The organism is Martinezella hainanensis (assembly GCF_900094555.1).
GTDB lineage: Bacteria > Pseudomonadota > Alphaproteobacteria > Rhizobiales > Rhizobiaceae > Rhizobium > Rhizobium hainanense.
On sequence record NZ_FMAC01000013.1, the window covers coordinates 59646 to 79293 of the forward strand.

Sequence of the window (19648 nt, forward strand, 5' to 3'; positions counted from 1 at the left end):
GTCACGCGGCCTTTCTCGGCAGCGCCACGAAACCGAATTCGGGTGAAAAACACGGCGCATAGTGACCGAGATCAGCCTGCATTCGCAGGTGTGGCCTTCCGTAAATCTCGAACTCGTCGATGATTCGCCAATGCAGCCGCCGGAACAGCAGTCCATTCTGCGACTGTACATTCGCCAGGAAAGTATGGCACCCCATGGCGTGGGCCGAGGACACCGCTAGCCGAATGAGAGTTGCGCCCAAGGCGCCAACTTTGCGGTAGTCGGAATGAACAGCCAGCCGCGAACCCCACCAGACGCCCGGTTCCGTCTCGTGAATTCGCACCGTGCCGACGATTTCGTCCGCCACAACCCCGACCATTGCCAAAGCGACGATTGGAATGGCGCGATCATCGATCTCGTCGCGGTCATCGTCTTGGAAAAGGCCCTGTTCCCGGCAGAACACGGCCCGCCGCAGAGCGTAAGCTTGCTCGCGCTCCCATGTAGAAGTCGCAAACTTCACCTGAAATTCGGCCGAACGGAACTCCGGAATCGGATGAATCATCATGCCGTCAACCTCCGTTCGTAAGTCGAAAGGGCGGAACAGGCACCGCATTTGCCGCAACCGGCTTTGATGTCGACGGATTTAAGGCCGCCGGAAACTAGCATTTCAGAAAGCGGCTGGAGGATCGAATGCATGAAATCCGGCTTCGGTGTCGGATGGCTTTCCAACGGCGTTCCGGAAATCGGCACGAACGGCACGACGAAAGGATAAACGCCGATCTCGACCAGTTTTTCGCACATATCGAGGATCGCTTCATGGCTGTCGCCAAGGCCGGCCAGGATATAGGTCGAGACCTGACCGCGCCCGAACACCTTCACTGCCGCCTTGAACGACGACATGTATTTCTCGATGGATACCTGTGCCTTGCCGGGCATGATACGAGCCCGTACCTCCGGTGTAACGGCTTCCAGGTGCATGCCGAGCGTGTCGACGCCGGCCTCTTTCATCCGCTCAAACCAGATGTCGTCTTCTGGAGGCTCGCACTGCGCCTGGATCGGCAGATCCACCGCCGCCTTGATAGCTCGCGCACTCTCCGCAAGAATGGCTGCCCCCCGATCGTCTCCCTTAGGCGTGCCGGTGGTCATTACCATGTGCTTGACGCCATCGAGTTCGACCGCGGCCTTCGCCACTTCCGCGAGCTGTTCCGGCGTCTTATGAGCGACCGTGCGGCCGGCGGCAAGCGACTGGCCGATGGCACAGAACTGGCATGTCTTCGTCCGGCTCTGGTAGCGTATGCAGGTTTGCAACACCGTCGTTGCCAGCACGTCGCGGCCATGAAGAACGGCGATCTTCGAATAGGGAATGCCGTCGGCCGTTGCGCGTTCATAGAACCGAGGGCGAAGCGGAAAGCTCACTTCGCCAAGAACCTTGCCGTCACGGCTGATCCGGCTCTTGCCGGCATCATCAGGCTTTTCGACAAGATATGGGCTTTCGAAGGCCGGCGCTGTGTGAACCGGCACCATCACGGTCATGCCATCGATCGTCAGCGCCTTGTGGTCCGAGGGACCGGCGCCACCGCGTCGACTTTCATGACCAGCCTTCGGATCTACCAGCCTAGCGCCGAAGGACTGCAACTCGTTGATCAGCGTTTCGGTCGAAGGAGACGTCTTGGTATCCATCGGTTTCAGTCCTTGTTTGTTCAGCGGAGAAATCGGTCGTCGGGAGGTTAGCCGTAACCAACGGAGCGGTCGGCCGGTTGTCGAGCGAGACATGCAGCAATTCGGGCCGCGCATAGTGGCCAACCGAATCCATCATCCTTTTTCGCTTGACGATGAGGCTCATATCGAGATCGGCGATGAGGATGCCTTCGCCTTCCGTCAGTGGAGGCACGACGTGCTTGCCCTCCGGTGATATGATCGCTGTCATGCACCCGCCACGAAGGGCCTTCTGCAACTCTTCGTCCGGGGTCACCGAGGCAATCTGCTCGTCTGTCAACCAGCCCGTCGCGTTGACGACGAAACAACCGCTTTCTAGGGCGTGGTGACGGATGGTTACTTCCATCTGATCGGCGAAAATCGGCCCGACCAGCGAACCAGGAAACTGCGCGACGTGGATTTCTTCATGTTGAGCCATCAGTGTGTAGCGGGCGAGCGGGTTATAATGTTCCCAGCACGCAAGCGCGCCGATGCGACCGACGGCGCTATCCACCACCTTGAGACCGGAACCATCGCCCTGCCCCCAAATCATTCGTTCGTGGAAAGTTGGCGTGATCTTGCGGCGTTTGAGGATCAGGCGACCATCCGCATCGAAAACGAGTTGGGTATTGTAGAGCGTGCCGTGATCGCGCTCATTGATACCGAGCACCACGACAATTCCCAATTCACGTGCTGCGTTCGCCACCAGATCTGTTGCGGCAGACGGCACGACGACGGCCTCTTCGTAGAGGCGAATGTGCTCGCGGCCCGAGAGAACCGGTGGGAGAACAAAGGAAAAATAAGGATACCACGGCACGAAAGTCTCTGGGAAAACAATCAATTCGGCACCCTTGGCGGCTGCCTTCCGGATCGCTTCCAGCACATGAGCTATCGTCTTTTCTCGGGAAACGAGGTCCGGTGCTATCTGAGCAGCGGCGACCCGCACGATTTTCTTGTCCACAAGCAGCTCCTTTCGATTTAATGGATACGAGGCGCCGAGCCGGCGCCTCGCGCGTGGTCATCAGAGCGTCCAGGTATCGAGGATTACGGCGCCCTCGCGGCGGTGCAGGAGCATGAGATCGAGTACATCGAGAGGGCTGATCGGACGGATGCCGGGGATCAACGCAGGCTCGCCATGACCGTAGAGTGCCTGAAGGGCGAAACGGCACGCATACACCTTGCCGCCTTCGTCCATAAAACCTTTGATCTGATTGTTGAAATTGAGATGGCCGGGAAATGCTTCGTCCCCCAGCTTCGGGAAGCCCCGCTGCACGCCGAGCGTCACGCCTGGACCATAGAGCAGGACTGAAGTTTCATAACCTTTTCGCTTCAAGCGCTTGGCCTGCAGCAGATTGACGAGACCGATAGAGCCTTCAAAAGCTACGGTGTGAAAGGTGATCAGGGCTTTCTCGCCCTCTTTGGCCTGAACATCCTCGAAGACCTTCTCTTCGTAGTCCACGAAGAAATCTCCGGTTTCGTGTGCTGGCTGGGTGACTGCGGGCATATGAGACTCCTCTGAGTGAAACGCTCTTCCCCAATGCGGGGTTTACGTCAGTCGATGTGCAAGCAGCGTGCCAGATTGATTTCCGCGCTTCTTCCGATCAATTTATGGGCAAATCCATTCAATTATGCACACAATAATCGCGGCGACCCACACGCGCGGCCTCCCCGAAGGCAGGCCATTGTTTATTTTAATTGCAAGATGCCGGGAATTTGGCCCAATCAATGTGCAGTCTTTCGAGGAGCAATACTTGCTCGTCGGCGCGCCTTAGTAACCGATTTCTGTGCAATATGCGGGGGAGGCACATTTCCTTGCTTTTTGGCCATGGATTTTTCTGGACGCCGACGATTGATTGACCTTTTATGCAGTCATTCGCGAAAAGAGGTGCAGTATGAAAGAATGGCTTCCCGATCTGAGCAAAAGCAACAGCCCGCGGTATATGGCAATTGCGGATCTGATTGAGATGGATCTGAGAAGCGGCTTGCTGATGGTGGGGGATCGGCTTCCCGCCCAACGTGATCTGGCGCGCCAACTCGATTTAGATTTCACGACCGTTGCGCGCGGATATGTTGAAGCCAGGAAGCGCGGTCTGATCGCATCACATGTTGGGCGAGGCACATTCGTGACCGGCGGCCAAGACAAGGAGCGTCGCGGGTTTGCACTTGACGCGGCACCGGACATGCGGCGTGTGTCAGCCGTTGATTTTTCGATGAATCTACCCCCAGAGCCGACGGATGGCGTACTGATCGAGCGGATGCGCGAGGGACTATCCGCCGTCGCATCCAATCTGATTCAACTTCTTCGCTATCAAAACTTCGGTGGAGAAGAGGTGGATAAAGAAGCGGCTGCAGCTTGGCTTAGCCGAAGGGCCCTGGTGCCATCCCAAGAACGGATTTTTGCCTCGCCGGGCGCGCATCCAGCGATACTTGCGATTCTCAGCATGCTCGCCAAACCTGGCCAAACAATCCTGTCCGAGAATATCACATATCCCGGCATACGTTCGATTGCCGCCCAACTTCGGCTCGGAATGTGCGGGCTTCCCATGGACGAACATGGTATTCTTCCTGATGCGCTCGCCAATGCATGCGAAACGCGCTCGCCTAAGGCTCTTTATCTGAATCCAACCTTGCAGAACCCAACGACATTGACCATTCCGACCAAGCGACGGGAGGAGATTTGCGCGGTAGCGCGAAAATACCGGCTGCCGATTATCGAAGACGATGCCTATGGGTTCATTCCGTTGCACTCGCCACCGCCACTCGCCACAATGGCGCCTGATCTTACTTGGCACATCGGCGGGCTTGCAAAATGCATTGGCGCGGGTTTGAGAGTTGCGTATATCGTGGCACCGGACACGAAATCCGCCTGGCCCTTTTTGAGTGCCATGCGGGCGACGAATGTGATGGCATCGCCGTTGATGCTCGCCCTCGCTACTCGCTGGATCGAGGATGGCACCGCCGACACAATTCTCCGGTTCATCCGCAGCGAAGCCGCGGCACGCCAAGCTTTGGTTGGGAACATTTTGCCGGCCGGAAGTTACCTCGCAGATAAGATTAGTTTCAACATCTGGATGCCGCTTACGAATGGGTGGACACGTTCAACCTTCGGTTCCCACATGCGAAACTCTGGTATCGGCGTCGTTGCAAGCGATGCATTCACGGTCGACGGACCACCTCAGGAAGCAGTTCGTGTTTGCCTCGGAGGTCCGATCACGCGGTCGCGTCTACAGTCAGCGATTGAATTTATGGCGCACGCACTTGAGAGTCCGCCCGAAATGGCTGCAACTTTCTTCTAGTCCGGCGTCCCTAATCCGTGGCGCGTTCTATCAGATTGATTTTGCCAAAGACGAGAGCACCAGACTGGAAAATGGGGTAGTCGTTCATGTCGTGAGTCCGCAACTTGCCGTAGCGGACTTGGAATTGGTTGTTACGAGACCGAGCACTTGCCAAGGGTCATGCTGGTGCACCTTCTAAATGCGTGAAATGGATGTCGAATGATTTGTTGGTGATGAACAAGAATGTGACATCATCTATCTCCGTGGCTCCATGAGACTGAATCGTCCCTTCCGGGAACCAAACGAATGTTCCGGGGCCGTATTCTCCAGCATGGGTACGCAAGATGCCATCGAGAACATAGATGCCATGGGAGCAGTTGTGCCAGTGTGAAACCGTTGTATATCCGGCCGGGTACTTTATTTTCCAGATTGCAACCCCAGTTTCCTCATCCACTTTGCATGTTTTCAAGGGGAGCTTTCCATTAATCTCTGGAACCTCCAGGATGTCCCATGCCATCGAATTTGTATCCAGCGCGAAGTAACCGTGATCCATCTCAATCTCCGTTGCTCGAATTGACTGCCGAGAGGCACTCATACAAAAGCAAACCACGTGCCAGAGTGACATGGCACTGAGACAGCCGGCATTGCGTACTATTTTCCTATCAAATCGCGGGTATTCGAGTTCGAATGATCATTTTAAGGATCGGGGGCGCTGAAAAACTTGACTATCTGCCGCAAAAACATACCATTCAATTGGCGATCATTCTTCAAGAAAGATAGCAAAACGATTTACGACTATCCGATCAATGTTGACGAGGTGCGTGATAAGCCGCTAGTCAAGTGCGCGCATATTTTGCATCGCTTCTGGAGACGGTACCTAGTTTTCATCCGGTTCTCGCCGGTTCTGTGGGTAATAGAAGAAGTGAATCTCGCAGTCTTATTTTAAAAGGCGTTCCAAGTTCTCGGCACAGGGGGCGACGTGCAAAGTCCCATTTCGAAAATCACCCGAATCTTAGAGAGTGGGACTGATCCGGATAGGCTCTCGGGAGTTCTTTCGAGTCCAACATCGATCGTAAACGTGGAGCACGCCGGATATGGCTTTTCGTTTGCTTGCGATGCAGTGTCCAATGGCCCATTGACTCTGATCAACGTCGAATATGGTGGCGAGATCATCAATCGGCGGAGGACGGCGGGGGACAAGATGATAGTCATCTTTCCCCACTCTGGAGAGTCTCTCATCGAAACGAGAAAAGGTACGATTCACTCCACACCTGGGTTTGCTACGGTGCTGGATGGGGCCCACAATGATGGAATGAGCTTTTTCGGACGGCGCCGCCACACGACCGCGGTGCTATGCCGCCTCGAAATGCAAACTCGTTTGTGTGGTCTTGTTGAAAGGACCGTCAGCGGTGATTTTGATTTCAATCCGGAAATTAACCTGTCCACCTCCTCCGGCTCAACGCTCTTACAACTTGGTTGTCTGATCCATCAAGGACTTACCGAAAACAGCGCGTTGCAACGCTCGCCGATCGTGATGAAGAACCTGACCGAGTCATTCTTTCAAATGCTTTTGTTGTCGGTTCCGAACAACTTTTCCGAACAGCTCCACGGCAATATCGCCTCTCCATCGCCGGGTCATGTTAAACGCGCCATCGACTACATGCGGGCACACTTGAGCGAGCCCTTGACGCTGGAAGACATTGCTTTTGCTTCTGGTACGGGGGCCCGTGCCCTGCAGATGGGTTTCCGGCAGTTTAAGTCTTCGAGCCCCATGTCATATCTTCGTAATTTGCGCCTTGAGGCCGTTCATCAAGAGCTTTCGTCAAATCCTTCCGCCAGTAGCGTGTCTGATGTGGCAATCCGTTGGGGCTTCGTGCAACTCGGACGTTTTTCCGGGGAGTACCGCGTTCGCTACGGCGAGCTTCCTTCCGATACTCTGAGGAAAAGTAAGCTTTGACCTATAGGAGGGAACTCCGCTAAGGGCCGTCATCGTTTGGACAGGTGTCTCTCCCCTCACTGATTTATCTGTGCGGTAAGGTTGGGTCAAACGGAGCGCATATAGCGAGGCGAAGATATCAAGGCCGGAGATCAAGACGAGATTTGTCGGCAAGGAAGTGCTTTGACGGTCGAGGGCAATCCTACAAATGAGCGCCGTCGACACGTGATCCCAAAATCATTTGGAAGGAGGGCCGCGCGTTGACTGTTCGACGCGCGGTGGGAGGCGTTAAGCACTTTTGCTTAGAGCGGACGAACGTATAGCGAGCGCGCCGTCACCACCAAGCGCAATCACCAACAGACCAATTATCCAGAAGGCGGGAAATTCCCAACCGCCATTAGAGTTGGTGAAGAAAAAGCCAGCAGCCGCGTGAACGGTGACGATTGCTCCAAGCAGGATCGGGATTAACGCCACTGCGGCGAAGCGTGCGAAAAGCCCGATGATCAATGCAATTCCGCCGATCGTCTCAAGGGCGATCGTCACGTAGGCAAGCGCCCCCGGCAAACCCAAGCTTGTAAAATATTGAGCCGTTCCGGCAGGAGAGAAGACGAAATATTTCAGCCCGGCATGCGCCAAGAACAGTGCGCCAAGCGTCACTCGAAGGATGAGAAGAGCGTAGGGGCCAGTCCGATGGTCAATCAAGTTATTCTCCATTGTGCACAAGTGAGTTGCTACCCGTTACCGATGCGCTTAACGGAAACAGGTGGCGTCGAAGTCTTAGTTCGCATGGTGGATAGTTTATTGGAGGCGTAAATCGTAGACCCGATGCTCTTCCATGTTCGTCAATTTGAAATTGGTTGCGCCAATTGCACGATTGATTCGCCTTCCGCATAGCAACCGAAAGAAGCATGTTCCCTATTTCACTGTCTCGGGATTCATGGATTCGCGTTCCCCATGGCCGAGCAACTGAAAATCATTTGAGTCGAGCCTTGGCTTCGAAGGCGGGCCGGATTGCCGATCGAACCGAGGCTGCCGTCCTCGCCTTGCGAATCGGCCTGCTTGATCGGACCGGAAACACCTAGGTCATTCTGTCCAGTTCAGCCACGCCAGCCAGCATGGCCAGCAAGGGCCGTATAGCCACCTAAGACATTGAAAAAAGTATTTATTTGTAATTATATGATTGGCGGGAAAAATCGTCGTGGCGGTGGCTCGGATAAGATGACCGATGGCCGGCCGGCGTGAATACTTCCGTCACCAGCAGGCTGTCGCAGTAGTCCTCGTTCTCCATGGCAATATTGTTGATATGCCGGGTGTTGGCGCCCTTGCCCCGCGCGGTCAGCGTGATGCCATCGGGACCGATCCGCCGCACTGGGTGTCCGCTTAGACCTGGCGCAGAGCAGACCGCGATAACGCAATCCGTTTGCGCTGTCGCCTGCCAACTGCTGCCGTCAGGGACATAGAGGCAGTGGGGCGGTGTTTTCTCGAATACGTTCATCCTCTCGCCGAGAACACCCCAATCCTTGCCCCCTGCGTGAAACGCCGCCTTGCCCTCGACCACGACAAGGATCACTTCGCGATCCAGGGTCGCTTCGTCAGCCGTTTCACCCGGCCGGAGGCGATAGAGCGAGAAGCCGACATAGCGCCATCCGGCCGATTGCGGCGTGATCTCTTGGACCTTGCCATGGGTGCCGAAAGGCTTGCGCAAAAGATCATGCATTGTCTTTCCCTCCATTGATCGGGTCGGTCAGTCGAAGACCCGCTGGTTGGCGGCATTCCGGTTGTAGCGGGCGCGCGCCTGCTCAAGCCGTTCCGGCCCGCCGGCCTGCGGCACGGCGACATCCCACCAATGGCCACCCGCATCCAGGCCCGGCACGGCATCGGTGTCGATCAAGATAACAGTCGGAACTGTGCGGCCACGCGCCTCGATGATCTTCCGCTCCAGATCAGCGATATCGGCGGCCTTCTCCGCATGGGCGCCCATGGCGCGGGCATGGCCGACGAAGTCAATCTCCGGCTGAACATCGACATTGGAGTCCTTGTACATATTGTTGAACTCGGCCCCACCGCACTCGATCTGCAGGCGGTTGATGCAGCCGTAGCCGCGATTGTCCGTCAGCACGACGGTAAAGGGAACGCGGCGCATCACGGCGGTCGCCAGTTCCGAGTTCGCCATCATGTAGGAGCCGTCACCAACGAAGCAGACGACCTCCTTATCGAGCGCCGCGAGCTTGATGCCCATGGCGCCGGCGACTTCGTATCCCATGCAGGAATAGCCGTATTCCATATGATATCCGCCTTTGGCGGACTGCCACAGCACCTGCAGCGCCCCCGGCATGGTGCCGGCGGCACACATGGCGATAGTCTTTTCCGTGGCGACGCGCTGGACGGCGCCAATCACCTGTGCGTCGGTTGGAAGATAGTTGGTAAGGCTTTCCTGCGGTGCGGCAGTGACGGCCGTCACCTTGTCATGCCACAAGGTTCTTGATTGCGCATCGAAGGGTGGCGCTCTGTGGTCGCCCAGAAGCGTAGAGAGTTTTTCGAGCGTCACGCGAGCATCGCCGACGACCGGGGTCGCGCCGCGCTTGGTCGCATCATAGCCGTGAAGGTTGATGGAGATGAGCTTGCGCGCTCCGTTCCTGAACAGCGCCCACGAACCTGTCGTAAAATCCTGGAAGCGCGTGCCGACGCCGATGACAAGGTCGGCGTAGGCGCAAAGCCGGTTCGCGCATTCGGAGCCGGTGACGCCGGGGGAACCGAAATTGAAGGCATCGTCCCAGGGGTTCGCACCCTTGCCGGCCTGTGTCTCGACGAAAGGGATGTTGTGCCGCTCGGCAAAGGCGGCAAGCGTAGTTTCGGCGTCGGAATAGATGACGCCACCGCCCGAAATGATCACGGGGCGCCGGGCCGCGCGGATCATCGCGGCGACATCCTCCACCTCCCGTGGATCGGGCTCCGGGCGGCGGATGCGCCAGACTTTCGGCTCGAAGAAACTCTTCGGATAGTCATAAGCATCGGCCTGCACATCCTGGCAGAAGGCAAGGCAGACCGGGCCGCAGTTGGTTGGATCGGTCATCACGGAGAGTGCACGCGGCAAGGCAGTCAGCAAATGCTCGGGGCGCGCGATGCGATCGAAGTAGCGGACCACCGGGCGGAAGCAGTCGTTGGCGCTGACTGTGCCGTCGTCGAAATCCTCTATCTGCTGCAGCACCGGGTCCGGACGGCGGTTGGCGAAGATGTCGCCCGGAATGAACAGGACCGGCAGGCGATTGACATGGGCAAGTGCTGCCGCCGTCACCAGATTGGTCGCACCGGGGCCGATCGAGGACGTCACGGCGTGCGCCCGCTTGCGCCGCTTCGTCTTGGCATAGGCGATCGCCGCATGCGCCATGGTCTGCTCGTTCTGGCCGCGCCAGGTGGGCAGCCTGTCGCCGATCCCGTGCAGCGCTTCGCCGAGGCCCGCGACATTGCCGTGGCCGAAGATCGCCCACATCCCCTCGATGAAGCGCTCGCCTTCCTCGGTCATTTGAACGGAAAGCCATCGAACCAGCGCCTGCCCGGCGGTCAGTCGGATCGTATCGGTCATGCTGCCTTCTCCCTTGCGGCCGTCCGCGCCTCATCCCAGGTCGCGCAGAGCCTGCGATAGCGGTTCGCCATTTCGGCGACGGCCGCATCGTCCTCGATTTCGCTTTTCATCCACGCCCTCGCGACATCGCCGAAGATCGTGCGGCCGATGGCAAAGCCCTTGACCAGTGCGAAACCGGCGGCGACCTGGAAGCTGGCCGCCAGTTCCGCCTCAGGCGCATCGAGGCCGAGCACCACAATGCCCCGCGTATGCCGGTCGTTCCTCTCGATCGCGGATATGGCGTTGGCCCAGGCGGTGGCCGTCTTCATCGGCTCCAGCTTCCACCAGTCCGGAAAGACTCCGATATCGTAAAATTGCTGGATCAGCGTCGCCGTCGTCGTGTCGTCGACAGCAGCGACCTTGGACGGAATGATCTCCAGCAGGAATTCCAGATTGTTGCGCCGCGAGGCATCAAAAAGGCGTTTTACCGTCGCTTCCTGGTCCGCACGGATCGCGGCATCATCGTTCGGATGGCAAAAGCACAGGACCTTGACGACATCTTCCCGCGCCCATTCGCCTAAAGCTCCATAGTCGCTGCCGAGCTCCGGTTCGAGCGTCAACGGCCGGGAGCCCGGCCTCTCACAAGGCCGACCGATCCACAAGCCGCTGCCCGAGGCCGCATGCAGCGCCCTTCGGCCGATCCTGTTGTCGCAAAGGATGCCATAGCCCTTCCGGCCAGCCTGGACCTCGACCGCCGCCTTCAGGCAGAGCTCCTTGAACGCACCGCCTCGCTCGAGCGTGTAGCCCGTCATGTCTTCCAGTTGCATGCGGTGGTCGAAGGCGAAGATCCGGTAGTCAGGCCAATCCTCGCCGTGATTGCGATGGCGGTTGGTCGACCAGTGAATCTGCTCGAGCGCGGGATCGTTGCGAAGATCGGCCTGCCTGACGCCGCGCTCCAGGAAGAATTCCAGCTCTTCGAGCGAGGGATAGGCTGGCGTGCAACCATGGCGCGACACGGCAAAGGCGCCGCAGGCATTGGCGTATTTCAGTGCCGTCGACCAGTCCTTGCCATCGAGCCAACCCTTTAGGAGGCCGGCAAAGAAGCCGTCCCCTGCCCCGAGGACATTGAAGACCTCGATCGGGAAACCTTCGCCGGAGACGCCGTCATCGAGATTGTCAGGGACATCCCGGTCGAACGCGACCGCACCCTTTGCACCTCGCTTGCAGACCAGCGTCGCCGCGGAAACGGCGCGCACGGCTTTCAGCGCCGCGACAGTGTCCGTCGTGCCGCCGGCGATATGGAATTCCTCCTCCGTACCGACGATCAGCTCGAAGACGTGTAGCGTGGACTGGAGCTTTTCGGTCACCTCGCGGCTGGCGACGTACCGGCTTTCACCTTCGCCATGGCTCGCGACCCCCCACAGGTTTGGACGATAATCGATATCGAGGGCGGTTTTGGCGCCGCTGTTGCGCGCAAAGTCCAGAGCCTTGAGGACCGCAGCCTCTGTGTTCGGGTTGGATAGATGGGTGCCGGTGACGACCACTGCCCGTGCCGAAGCGATATAGTCTTGTTCGATATCGTTCTCGCACAGAGCCATGTCGGCACAATTCTCGCGATAGAAGATCAGCGGGAAGCTGCCCTCGTCACGGATGCCGAGAAGAACGAGCGCAGTCAACCGTTCCGGGTCGGTGACGACACCGCCGACGTCCACGCCCTCGCGGATCAGTTGCTCGCGGATGAAGCGGCCCATATGCTCGTCTCCAACGCGGGTGATCAGCCCAGCCTTGAGGCCAAGCCTGGCCGCGCCGCAAGCAATGTTGGTCGGGGAGCCGCCGATATATTTGTTGAACGAGCCCATGTCCTCGAGCCGGCCTCCGACCTGGGCGCCGTAGAGATCGACCGAGGAGCGGCCTATGGTGATGACGTCGAGTGGTTTCATGTCGGGTCTCCCGGAAGCGCCACCAAGATCGGCGCATGTTCGATCAGATGCCTCATAGCGTCACCGTGCGGTTTTCGGCCGCGCTGATGCGCCCCGCGTCCAGCACCGCCAGCGTGGCAATTGCCTCCTGCGCTGTCACCGGCGGCGGCCCGCCGTCATGCACCGCGGCGGCAAAGGCTTCGTAATAGGCATGGTATCGGCCCTGCTCGGACGGAATGCGCTCGGCCCCGCCTGCGGTCCTCAACGTCCCCCAGAGTTCTTCCCGCTCGTATCCCCAGGCGGCGCGATCGTCGGCTGGGCGTTTTCCGCCGAAAATCGCCTGCGCCTGGACATCCGTCCCGGAGGAAACGTAGCTGCCCCCTTGACCATAGGCGCGATATTCCTTGACGGCGATCCGGTTGACCTTGCTTGCCGACAAGTGCGAATGCACGCCGCCTTCATGAATTATCGTCAGCACGAAACCGGCATCCGTCGCGCCTTCGGGAAGCTCGATCATGTCAAGTTGCGCGCTGACGGCGATCGCGGGGCCGAGCAGCCAAAGCGCCTGATCTACCATATGGCTGCCGAGATCTCGCAGCAGACCGCCGGTCGGTCCCGCCTCAAGCGTGGCCGGTTCATCCAGTTCCATACGCGCGTGCAGCCGCCAAAGCCGGCCGAGAGCCCCGCTATCAAGCACCTTCTTGAGGGTGAGGACATCGGCGTCCCATCGTCGATTGTGGAACACGCCAAGGACGATGCCCCGCTTGCGGGCCGCCTCGTCGAGCTCGCGGCCGGCTTCGGCGCTCGGGGCGAACGGCTTGTCGGCGATGACATGCACGCCCGCATCGATCGCCTCGAGAACGAGTTCACGGCGGGTATCCGGCGGCGTGGTGATCGTAACAGCGTCAACACCGACCGCCAGCATGGCAGCAAGGCTCGGATAGATCGGCGTATTCGGCAAATCGGCTTTCACGGCCGCGATGGTCGCGGGCGCACGCGCGACGACGCCAGCGAGCTCGACGCGCCTGGCCGCCTGAATGAACGGCACATGGAAGTTTTTTCCCCCTGTGCCATAACCCACAACTCCGATACGCATTGTCGCCCTCCTAATTTCCAACCGCCGACGCGGAGACGGCTTCATCGTCCCCAACACCGCCAAAGCCCATGCGGCGAAGAAACGCCCGGCTCGCGGCGAGATCCTCGAGGATGGTGCCGGCGTTGCGCGGATCGCGCTCCTGCTCGACGGTGATATAGCCGCCATAACCGAGCTCGCTCAGAAGATCGCGTATTGCGGCATAGTCGATGGAACCGCGGCCGATCGGGCACATGACACCCTTGGCGCAGGCCTCGAAGAAGCGGATGCGCTCGCCCATCACCACGTCGAAGACTGTCGAGTCGATGTCCTTGAAATGGATATAGTCGACACGATCCCAGTAGCGGCGCAGCGTCTCGACAGGATCCATGCCGGAATAGGCCATGTGCCCGGTGTCGAGGCAAAGACCTGCGAGGTCGGCCGGTATGTCGTTGACGATACGCTCAAGCTCATCGGCGAACTCGATATAGCCGCCGGCATGCGGATGGATCGTGGCACGCACGTCATACCGGTCCCGGGCAAGCGTCGCGATTGCGCGGATATTCTCCACCATTCCCTGCCATGCGGCGCTGTCGAGACGGATTGCCCGGCCGGAATGGCCCGCCGCATAATCACGCTCCTCGTGCCCCCAGTCCATCACGGTCAGGTACGGCGCTGCGAAGCGTTGTCCTCGATGCGTTTCCGGCTTCGGTAGCTGCGTGATCAGCGCGCAGATTTCGTCGGTCTGACGCAGGAGATTGTCGTGGTTTGCGGGTGAGACGAGATCATCGAAGATCGTCCCGGCGACGATCTTAAGGTCGCGCTCGTTCAGCGCCTCCGAAACCAGGCCGAGTTCAAGCGGCAGGTAGCCGTAAGGTCCGAGCTCCAAGCCACCAAAGCCCGCCGCCTTAGCCTCGTCCAGCACCTCCTGCCAGGCGGGAAGATGCGGGTTCCTGACATCGTCGACACCCCAGCAGCACGGTGCAGTGGTGATTGTGATCGGCTTGGTCATCTCGTCCTCGCGCGGGAAAGGGTTCGGGCCGCTGAAGCGGCCCGAACCAGTTCGATTATCGACTGATGGTGGCCTGCAAGGCGTCGATGGAAGACTGGATGCCAGCGTCGGTGGACATGGTGAAGTCTTCCATCTCCAGACTGACCCAGCCGTTGTAGCCGACCATGCGGACGACCGAGAAAAACTCCTTCCACCACTGGAGATCATGGCCGGCGCCCACGGCGACATAGTTCCAGGTTCTGTTGGCGACGTCGGTTACATCCTTGAGTTCGAGCAGGCCGTTCACATCCGCAAGGCCGCGTTCGATGCGCGTATCCTTGCCATGGCAATGGTGGATGGCGGTACCGAGCGCCCTTGCGGATGCGATCGGATCGGCCCCTTTCCAGAACAGGTGACTGGGGTCGAGATTCATGCCGACGGTCGGGCCGACCTCGTTGCGCAGGCGGAAAAGGGTCTCAGGGTTCCAGACGAGCATCGCCGAGAAGTTTTCCAGCGCGTATTTCTCGACACCAACTTCTTTGGCGAGCTTGACGAGATCGTGCCAGAGCGGGAAGGCACGGTCTTCCCACTGGTAGCGATCCCGCTCCGGCATCTCGTCCGGCCAGCTCTTGGTATAGACGAGCCAGTTGGGAACCGTGTCGCCGGGCGCAGCCTCCGGCAGGCCGGACATGGTGACGATCGTCTTGACGCCGATCTCGCCGGCAAGCCGGATCGTCTCTTCCATTTCCTTGCGGTGGCGCTTGCCCATCTCGCCCGGATCAAGCGGATTGGCCGAGCAATTGAGCGCCGCGATTTCGAGACCGCGTGCCTCGATTTCCTTGAGCCTGGTCTTCAACAGTCCCTTGTCGGCCAGAAGCTCTTCTGCTCGAAAATGCGGCGCGCGCGACCAGCCGCCGCCCGTCATCTCGATGCCTTCAACACCGAGTTTGACGCATTTGTCGAGCATATCGGTGAAGGCGAGATCACCCATCACGTCGGTACAAATGGAAAGTTTCATTTTCAAATCTCTCTGAATTGGAGGATGGGAGGCGCGCGCTCGGGAGGAAATGGAGGCTATCCAGCGCGCCTCCCGGGTTAATCAGGCGAAATCGACCCAGGCCGAGCCGGCGTCAGCCGAACGAACGCAGTTTTCCAGCCACCGGACACCTTCCGTGCCGGCTTTGATACCCGGATAGTGATGGGTTTTCAGGAAGCCCTCATCGCCGCGCTTCTTCGCGTCGATTGCCTGGGCGATCCACAGGTAGATGTTCGACCAGCTGTCGCCGAGCCCTTCGGTATGCAGCGCTCCCATGCGATCAATGGCCAGGCTCTCCTCTTCGAGATAGGGCATGCCGTGATGGAGGATACGGTTCGGTTCGCCCTGAACATCATAGAGAAGCTGGTCGGGATGGCTGTCAGACCATTCGACGGATGCTTTCGAGCCGACGAAGCGATAGCGCTGCGAACCCATATTGCCGGCATTGACGGAGGATACCCACAGACGGCCGCGGGCGCCGTTGTCGTAGTGCATGAGGACCGTCGCATGGTCCTCCAACGGCGCCCGGCTCGGAATGAAGGCCTTGCGGTCGCAAAGCAGCTTCTCGATCTTGAGGTGCGGCAGGACGATTTCGGACAGGTAATAGAGATGCGTGCCGATATCGCCGAGCACGAAGGTCGGTCCGGCCGTCTTCGGATTAGTGCGCCATTTTAGGGCTTCCGATGCGCCGACGTCATCGCCCGCATTGAAGCCATGGGTGTATTGCAGATCGACAATGCGAATGTCGCCCAGCAAGCCTTTGGCAACCATGGCCGCCATTTGACGCACGAGCGGATGGCCGGTGAAGCCGTAGGTCACGCCGACGATCAAGCCCTTCTGATCGGCGAGCTTTCCGATTTCCTCGCACTCGGCGACGGTAAAAAATAGCGGCTTCTCGCAGATCACATGAATGCCGGCTTCGAGGCAGGCTTTTGTGATCTCGTAGTGGCTGAAGTTCGGTGTTGCGATGGAAACAACCTGGACGCCGTCCTCCCGGGCCGCTTCCTTGGCGATGAGTTCCTTGTAGTCAGCGTAGCACCGATTGGCCTCCACACCGAGGTTGACGCCAAAGTCGCGACCGCGCTCAGCGTCGAGGTCGAACGCACCGCAGACCAGCTTGTACGTGCCGTCACGCTGCGCACCGGTGCGATGCTTGTAGCCCACCTGGCCGGTACGGCCGCCGCCCACCATGCCCCAGCGCAATGGGCGTTCCGTAAGTCTTTCGCCGTTTATCATTCTCGTCTCTCCTCCGGGCCTAGTGCCGGCTTAAGGTTGTAAAGCTTCGCCCATCGCCGGGAAACCCGTCGCTCGTGCAAGCTTTGATGTCGGATCTGTCCGCGCTCAAAAGGACGGACGATTGCGGCCTGGTCGGCCTATTTCGCTTTGTACTTGTCGATGTAGGTGTTCATTTCCTGGCACATGAAGCGACCGGATTCGTCCGCCTTGTCCTCCCAGGCGAAGACGCAGGAGGTCATGATGCCGTCGAAGCCGATCTCGGCAAGCGTGCCGAAGAAATCGTCCCACGGCACCTCGCCCTGACCGATGTTCAAGTGCTGATGGACACGCGCCTGAGTACCCGGCGGGTTCAGAATGTAACGCAGCCCAGAACTTGCCTTATGGTTGAACGTGTCGCCGACATGGACATGGGCCAGTACGTCTTTCGCCTCCCGGAGCATCGCCTTCGTGTCGTCGCCGAAATAGAAAGTATGCGGCGCGCAGTAGAGAAACTTGACACTCTTTGAATTCACAGTGCGGATAATGTCGAGTGCCGGCTGCAGCGTCTCGCACCAATCTTCCGGGTGCGGCTCAACGTTAAGCTGGATATTCTCGCGTTCAAAAATTGGCACCAGCTCTTCCATGGAGCGCCACCACGCGTCCTCACAAGCCTCGATCATGGAGCCGGTGTGGCAGCAATAGCAGGAACCCTTGTCGGGATGCGGGCCGCGGCCGAATTCCGAGTTCATCGTATCGACTTCGAGTTCGACGGCGATCTCAATGGCACGCTTCCAGTGCTTGACCGCAGCCTGGCGCTCCGTTTCGTCGTTGGAAGCCCATCGGTACATCGGCAAAAGACTTGCGATGCCGACATCGGCATCCTTCAAAGCCTTCTTGAAAGACTTGATGCGCTCGGGAAAAACACGCGGCGCCTTGAACCATTCGAGAAAATCGGCGCGGGGGCTGAGCTCGATCCAGTCGTAGCCAAGCTGCTTGACCTTGGTGGGTAGTTCCTCCAGTGACAGGTGACGGTGCATAAAGGGGTCGAGGGCAATCTTCACGGTTTCCTTCCTCCTGCTACTTCGATGTCGACGAGGGGTACCCCTCGTGTGACGCTATGCTGCTTTCGACCTCGTCTCCCAGATTGGCGAGAGCCTCTCCGCCTGCCATGAGGTCCGTGATCTCTTCCCGGGTTTTCTCGCCCTTGCGGAAGTTTGCCGCCACCGCACCATGGATCAGAACCGCAAAGTGGTCACCAACCGCCATCGCGTGGGTCACCTGATGGGTAATGAAGATCACGGCGATGCCGCGCTTTTTCGCCTCGAGCACGATCCGCAGAACGTGGGACGCCTGCTTGACCCCAAGTGCGGCGGTCGGTTCGTCCAGGATCAGGACGCGTGCGCCGAAATACACCGCGCGCGCGATTGCAAGCGACTGGCGCTCTCCACCGGAAAGGCCGCCGATCAGACGGTCACCATCGTCGATACGGGTAATACCGAAATCTTGCACCGCCTTGACGGCAATCGCATTCGCCTTTTTGCGGTCATAGACCTTGAAGGGCCAAAAACCCTTGGTCGGCTCCGCTCCGACAAAGAACGAGCGGCCGATGCTCATGAGGGGAAATGTCCCGCCGAACTGATGAACAGTCGAGATGCCCATGTGCTGGGCCTCACGTGGTCCCTTAAACTCGACCGGTTTGCCATCCATCAACACCGCGCCGCTAGTCGGCTTGTAAACACCTGCGAGGGTTTTAATCAGGGTGGACTTACCGGCGCCGTTATCACCGAGCAGGCACAGGACTTCGCCCGCGTTGACCGTCAACGAGATGTCCTGCAGCGCCTCAATTGGCCCAAAAGACTTGTTGACGCTACGGAGTTCGAGAATAGGAGTGCTCATTTCTGCCCTGCCTTCTTCTTCGGCGAATAGGTCAGGGCCATGATGCGGAAAGTGTTGTTCATCAACACGGCCAGCAGGAGCATGACACCAATGATCAAGCTCGACCAGTTGCGATCGAAAGAGGTGAAGTAAATTCCCTGATTGACGATAGCAAATGTAATCGTGCCGAGGAAAATACCTATGATCGATCCGAAGCCTCCAGTCAGGAGCACGCCTCCGACAACGACTGAGATGATTGCGTTGAAAATGAAGGTCATTCCGCCGGATACCTGTGCGGAATTGAACAGGATCGCCTGACACATTCCGACAAAAGACGCGCTCACGGCGGAGAGCACAAAGAGGACAACAGTCAACCGGCTCGTCGGAATACCCGCATTACGGGCACTGACCCTGTCACCGCCCATGGCGAAAATCCAATTCCCATAGGGAGAGTAGTGGATGAAGAAGATAAAAAGGGCCGTGATTGCAAGCCACCACAGAATGATCACCTGAAAAGACCCAGGTAAGAATTGACCGAAAACAAACTTGGCCCAGGGATCGGCCGTCAGCGCAACACTTGTCGTGCCGGTTACGAGCACAGAGAAACCCAGGGTTAGGCCTTGCATGGCAAACAGCGTTCCGAGTGTGACGATGAGGGAAGGAACGGCGGTGCGAACCACCAGAATACCGTTGATCAGACCGACGACGAGACCAAGGCCGATCGAGCCCAACATCCCCACCCAGATCGGAAACCCGTAGTGGCCGGAAAGAACTGCAACGGTCATTGAACCGGCAGGGATCATCGCGCCGATCGAGATGTCGAGCTCTCCTGCGATCATCAAAAGACCGATAGGGAGGGCGACAATGCCCAGGTTCGCGGCAACATTCAGCCAGCTGGCTGCACCGGCAGCTTCTAGAAACTTCGTGCTGCCGAAGATGACGAAGAATGCGAGGACACCGGCGAGACCCAGAAAGGCCCCGGCTTCGGGTCGGCGCAAGAGATTTCCGAAAGATAGATTGTTCATAAATGCGGCTCCAAGACGACGGCACGCGTTACGGCAACCGCCCTACGGGGCAGAGTGCCGGATCGATC

17 protein-coding genes and 1 pseudogene are annotated in these 19648 nt (G+C 58.6%); 2 read left to right on the top strand and 16 right to left on the bottom strand.

Going from position 1 to position 19648, the window contains the following annotated elements; all coding sequences use genetic code 11:
- Nucleotide 1 precedes the first annotated feature (1 nt).
- The 4 genes from GA0061100_RS28750 to GA0061100_RS28765 are packed head-to-tail and all read right to left on the bottom strand — an operon-like array spanning nt 2 to nt 3178.
- The gene (locus tag GA0061100_RS28750; RefSeq protein ID WP_075856271.1) at nt 2–544 is read right to left on the bottom strand and encodes an MSMEG_0567/Sll0786 family nitrogen starvation N-acetyltransferase; all 543 of its coding nucleotides are present in this window, start codon (nt 542–544) and stop codon (nt 2–4) included.
- Nucleotides 541–1659 carry an MSMEG_0568 family radical SAM protein gene (locus GA0061100_RS28755; protein ID WP_075856272.1) on the bottom strand — a complete coding sequence of 373 codons (1119 nt, stop codon included), beginning with the start codon at nt 1657–1659 and terminating at the stop codon, nt 541–543. The genes GA0061100_RS28750 and GA0061100_RS28755 overlap by 4 nt, the downstream gene beginning before the upstream one ends.
- Entirely contained in the window at nt 1595–2635 is a 1041-nt protein-coding gene (locus GA0061100_RS28760; RefSeq protein WP_075856273.1) for a Nit6803 family nitrilase, read from the bottom strand. The genes GA0061100_RS28755 and GA0061100_RS28760 overlap by 65 nt, the downstream gene beginning before the upstream one ends.
- Nucleotides 2636–2695: 60 nt before the next feature.
- Nucleotides 2696–3178 carry an MSMEG_0572/Sll0783 family nitrogen starvation response protein gene (locus GA0061100_RS28765; RefSeq protein WP_075856274.1) on the bottom strand — a complete coding sequence of 161 codons (483 nt, stop codon included), beginning with the start codon at nt 3176–3178 and terminating at the stop codon, nt 2696–2698.
- A gap of 388 nt (nt 3179–3566) precedes the next feature.
- Here GA0061100_RS28765 and GA0061100_RS28770 point away from each other — a divergent pair, with 388 nt between their 5' ends.
- Nucleotides 3567–4970, top strand: coding sequence for an aminotransferase-like domain-containing protein (locus GA0061100_RS28770; protein WP_075856275.1), 1404 nt, complete (start codon nt 3567–3569; stop codon nt 4968–4970).
- A gap of 157 nt (nt 4971–5127) precedes the next feature.
- Here the strand turns inward: GA0061100_RS28770 and GA0061100_RS28775 are convergent, their stop codons facing one another.
- Nucleotides 5128–5502 (bottom strand): cupin domain-containing protein, encoded by a 375-nt coding sequence (locus tag GA0061100_RS28775; RefSeq protein ID WP_075856276.1) that lies wholly within the window; start codon nt 5500–5502, stop codon nt 5128–5130.
- Nucleotides 5503–6027: 525 nt separating this feature from the next.
- On the opposite strand from GA0061100_RS28775, the gene GA0061100_RS28780 reads away from it, so the two are divergent.
- On the top strand, nt 6028–6906 hold the full coding sequence (locus tag GA0061100_RS28780; protein WP_159444814.1) for a helix-turn-helix domain-containing protein: 879 nt from the start codon (nt 6028–6030) through the stop codon (nt 6904–6906).
- A 267-nt stretch (nt 6907–7173) separates the two neighbouring features.
- On the opposite strand, the gene GA0061100_RS28785 is transcribed toward GA0061100_RS28780, so the two are convergent.
- The 11 genes and pseudogenes from GA0061100_RS28785 to GA0061100_RS28835 all read right to left on the bottom strand — a co-directional run bounded on the left by GA0061100_RS28785 (nt 7174) and on the right by GA0061100_RS28835 (nt 19580).
- The gene (locus GA0061100_RS28785) at nt 7174–7587 is read right to left on the bottom strand and encodes a DoxX family protein (RefSeq protein WP_075856278.1); all 414 of its coding nucleotides are present in this window, start codon (nt 7585–7587) and stop codon (nt 7174–7176) included.
- 466 nt (nt 7588–8053) lie between these two features.
- Nucleotides 8054–8602: pseudogene (locus GA0061100_RS28790) on the bottom strand (5-deoxy-glucuronate isomerase); the annotation flags it as partial.
- 27 nt (nt 8603–8629) lie between these two features.
- Nucleotides 8630–10468 (bottom strand): 3D-(3,5/4)-trihydroxycyclohexane-1,2-dione acylhydrolase (decyclizing), encoded by a 1839-nt coding sequence (gene iolD / locus GA0061100_RS28795; RefSeq protein ID WP_075856279.1) that lies wholly within the window; start codon nt 10466–10468, stop codon nt 8630–8632.
- Nucleotides 10465–12387, bottom strand: coding sequence for a bifunctional 5-dehydro-2-deoxygluconokinase/5-dehydro-2-deoxyphosphogluconate aldolase (locus GA0061100_RS28800; RefSeq protein WP_075856280.1), 1923 nt, complete (start codon nt 12385–12387; stop codon nt 10465–10467). Before GA0061100_RS28800 ends, iolD begins: the two co-directional genes overlap by 4 nt.
- 52 nt (nt 12388–12439) lie before the next feature.
- Nucleotides 12440–13462, bottom strand: coding sequence for a Gfo/Idh/MocA family oxidoreductase (locus GA0061100_RS28805; RefSeq protein ID WP_075856281.1), 1023 nt, complete (start codon nt 13460–13462; stop codon nt 12440–12442).
- A 10-nt stretch (nt 13463–13472) separates the two neighbouring features.
- On the bottom strand, nt 13473–14450 hold the full coding sequence (locus tag GA0061100_RS28810) for a sugar phosphate isomerase/epimerase family protein (protein ID WP_075856282.1): 978 nt from the start codon (nt 14448–14450) through the stop codon (nt 13473–13475).
- A 55-nt stretch (nt 14451–14505) separates the two neighbouring features.
- The gene (locus GA0061100_RS28815; protein WP_075856283.1) at nt 14506–15447 is read right to left on the bottom strand and encodes a sugar phosphate isomerase/epimerase family protein; all 942 of its coding nucleotides are present in this window, start codon (nt 15445–15447) and stop codon (nt 14506–14508) included.
- An 81-nt stretch (nt 15448–15528) separates the two neighbouring features.
- Nucleotides 15529–16701: a Gfo/Idh/MocA family protein gene (locus GA0061100_RS28820; RefSeq protein WP_075856284.1), complete on the bottom strand. Its 1173-nt coding sequence runs from the start codon at nt 16699–16701 to the stop codon at nt 15529–15531.
- A gap of 137 nt (nt 16702–16838) precedes the next feature.
- Nucleotides 16839–17741 carry a sugar phosphate isomerase/epimerase family protein gene (locus tag GA0061100_RS28825; protein ID WP_075856285.1) on the bottom strand — a complete coding sequence of 301 codons (903 nt, stop codon included), beginning with the start codon at nt 17739–17741 and terminating at the stop codon, nt 16839–16841.
- Between the two features lie 16 nt (nt 17742–17757).
- Nucleotides 17758–18576: an ATP-binding cassette domain-containing protein gene (locus GA0061100_RS28830; RefSeq protein ID WP_075856286.1), complete on the bottom strand. Its 819-nt coding sequence runs from the start codon at nt 18574–18576 to the stop codon at nt 17758–17760.
- Nucleotides 18573–19580 carry an ABC transporter permease gene (locus GA0061100_RS28835; RefSeq protein ID WP_075856287.1) on the bottom strand — a complete coding sequence of 336 codons (1008 nt, stop codon included), beginning with the start codon at nt 19578–19580 and terminating at the stop codon, nt 18573–18575. Before GA0061100_RS28835 ends, GA0061100_RS28830 begins: the two co-directional genes overlap by 4 nt.
- Nucleotides 19581–19648 lie beyond the last annotated feature (68 nt).

Excerpts from the sequence above, each read along its gene's own strand:
- GA0061100_RS28750 (WP_075856271.1), bottom strand. The coding sequence starts at position 544 with ATGATGATTCATCCGATTCCGGAGTTCCGTTCGGCCGAATTTCAGGTG.
- GA0061100_RS28755 (WP_075856272.1), bottom strand. The coding sequence starts at position 1,659 with ATGGATACCAAGACGTCTCCTTCGACCGAAACGCTGATCAACGAGTTG.
- GA0061100_RS28765 (WP_075856274.1), bottom strand. The coding sequence starts at position 3,178 with ATGCCCGCAGTCACCCAGCCAGCACACGAAACCGGAGATTTCTTCGTG.
- GA0061100_RS28770 (WP_075856275.1), top strand. The coding sequence starts at position 3,567 with ATGAAAGAATGGCTTCCCGATCTGAGCAAAAGCAACAGCCCGCGGTAT.
- GA0061100_RS28775 (WP_075856276.1), bottom strand. The coding sequence starts at position 5,502 with ATGGATCACGGTTACTTCGCGCTGGATACAAATTCGATGGCATGGGAC.
- iolD (WP_075856279.1), bottom strand. The coding sequence starts at position 10,468 with ATGACCGATACGATCCGACTGACCGCCGGGCAGGCGCTGGTTCGATGG.
- GA0061100_RS28800 (WP_075856280.1), bottom strand. The coding sequence starts at position 12,387 with ATGAAACCACTCGACGTCATCACCATAGGCCGCTCCTCGGTCGATCTC.
- GA0061100_RS28805 (WP_075856281.1), bottom strand. The coding sequence starts at position 13,462 with ATGCGTATCGGAGTTGTGGGTTATGGCACAGGGGGAAAAAACTTCCAT.
- GA0061100_RS28810 (WP_075856282.1), bottom strand. The coding sequence starts at position 14,450 with ATGACCAAGCCGATCACAATCACCACTGCACCGTGCTGCTGGGGTGTC.
- GA0061100_RS28815 (WP_075856283.1), bottom strand. The coding sequence starts at position 15,447 with ATGAAACTTTCCATTTGTACCGACGTGATGGGTGATCTCGCCTTCACC.
- GA0061100_RS28820 (WP_075856284.1), bottom strand. The coding sequence starts at position 16,701 with ATGATAAACGGCGAAAGACTTACGGAACGCCCATTGCGCTGGGGCATG.
- GA0061100_RS28830 (WP_075856286.1), bottom strand. The coding sequence starts at position 18,576 with ATGAGCACTCCTATTCTCGAACTCCGTAGCGTCAACAAGTCTTTTGGG.
- GA0061100_RS28835 (WP_075856287.1), bottom strand. The coding sequence starts at position 19,580 with ATGAACAATCTATCTTTCGGAAATCTCTTGCGCCGACCCGAAGCCGGG.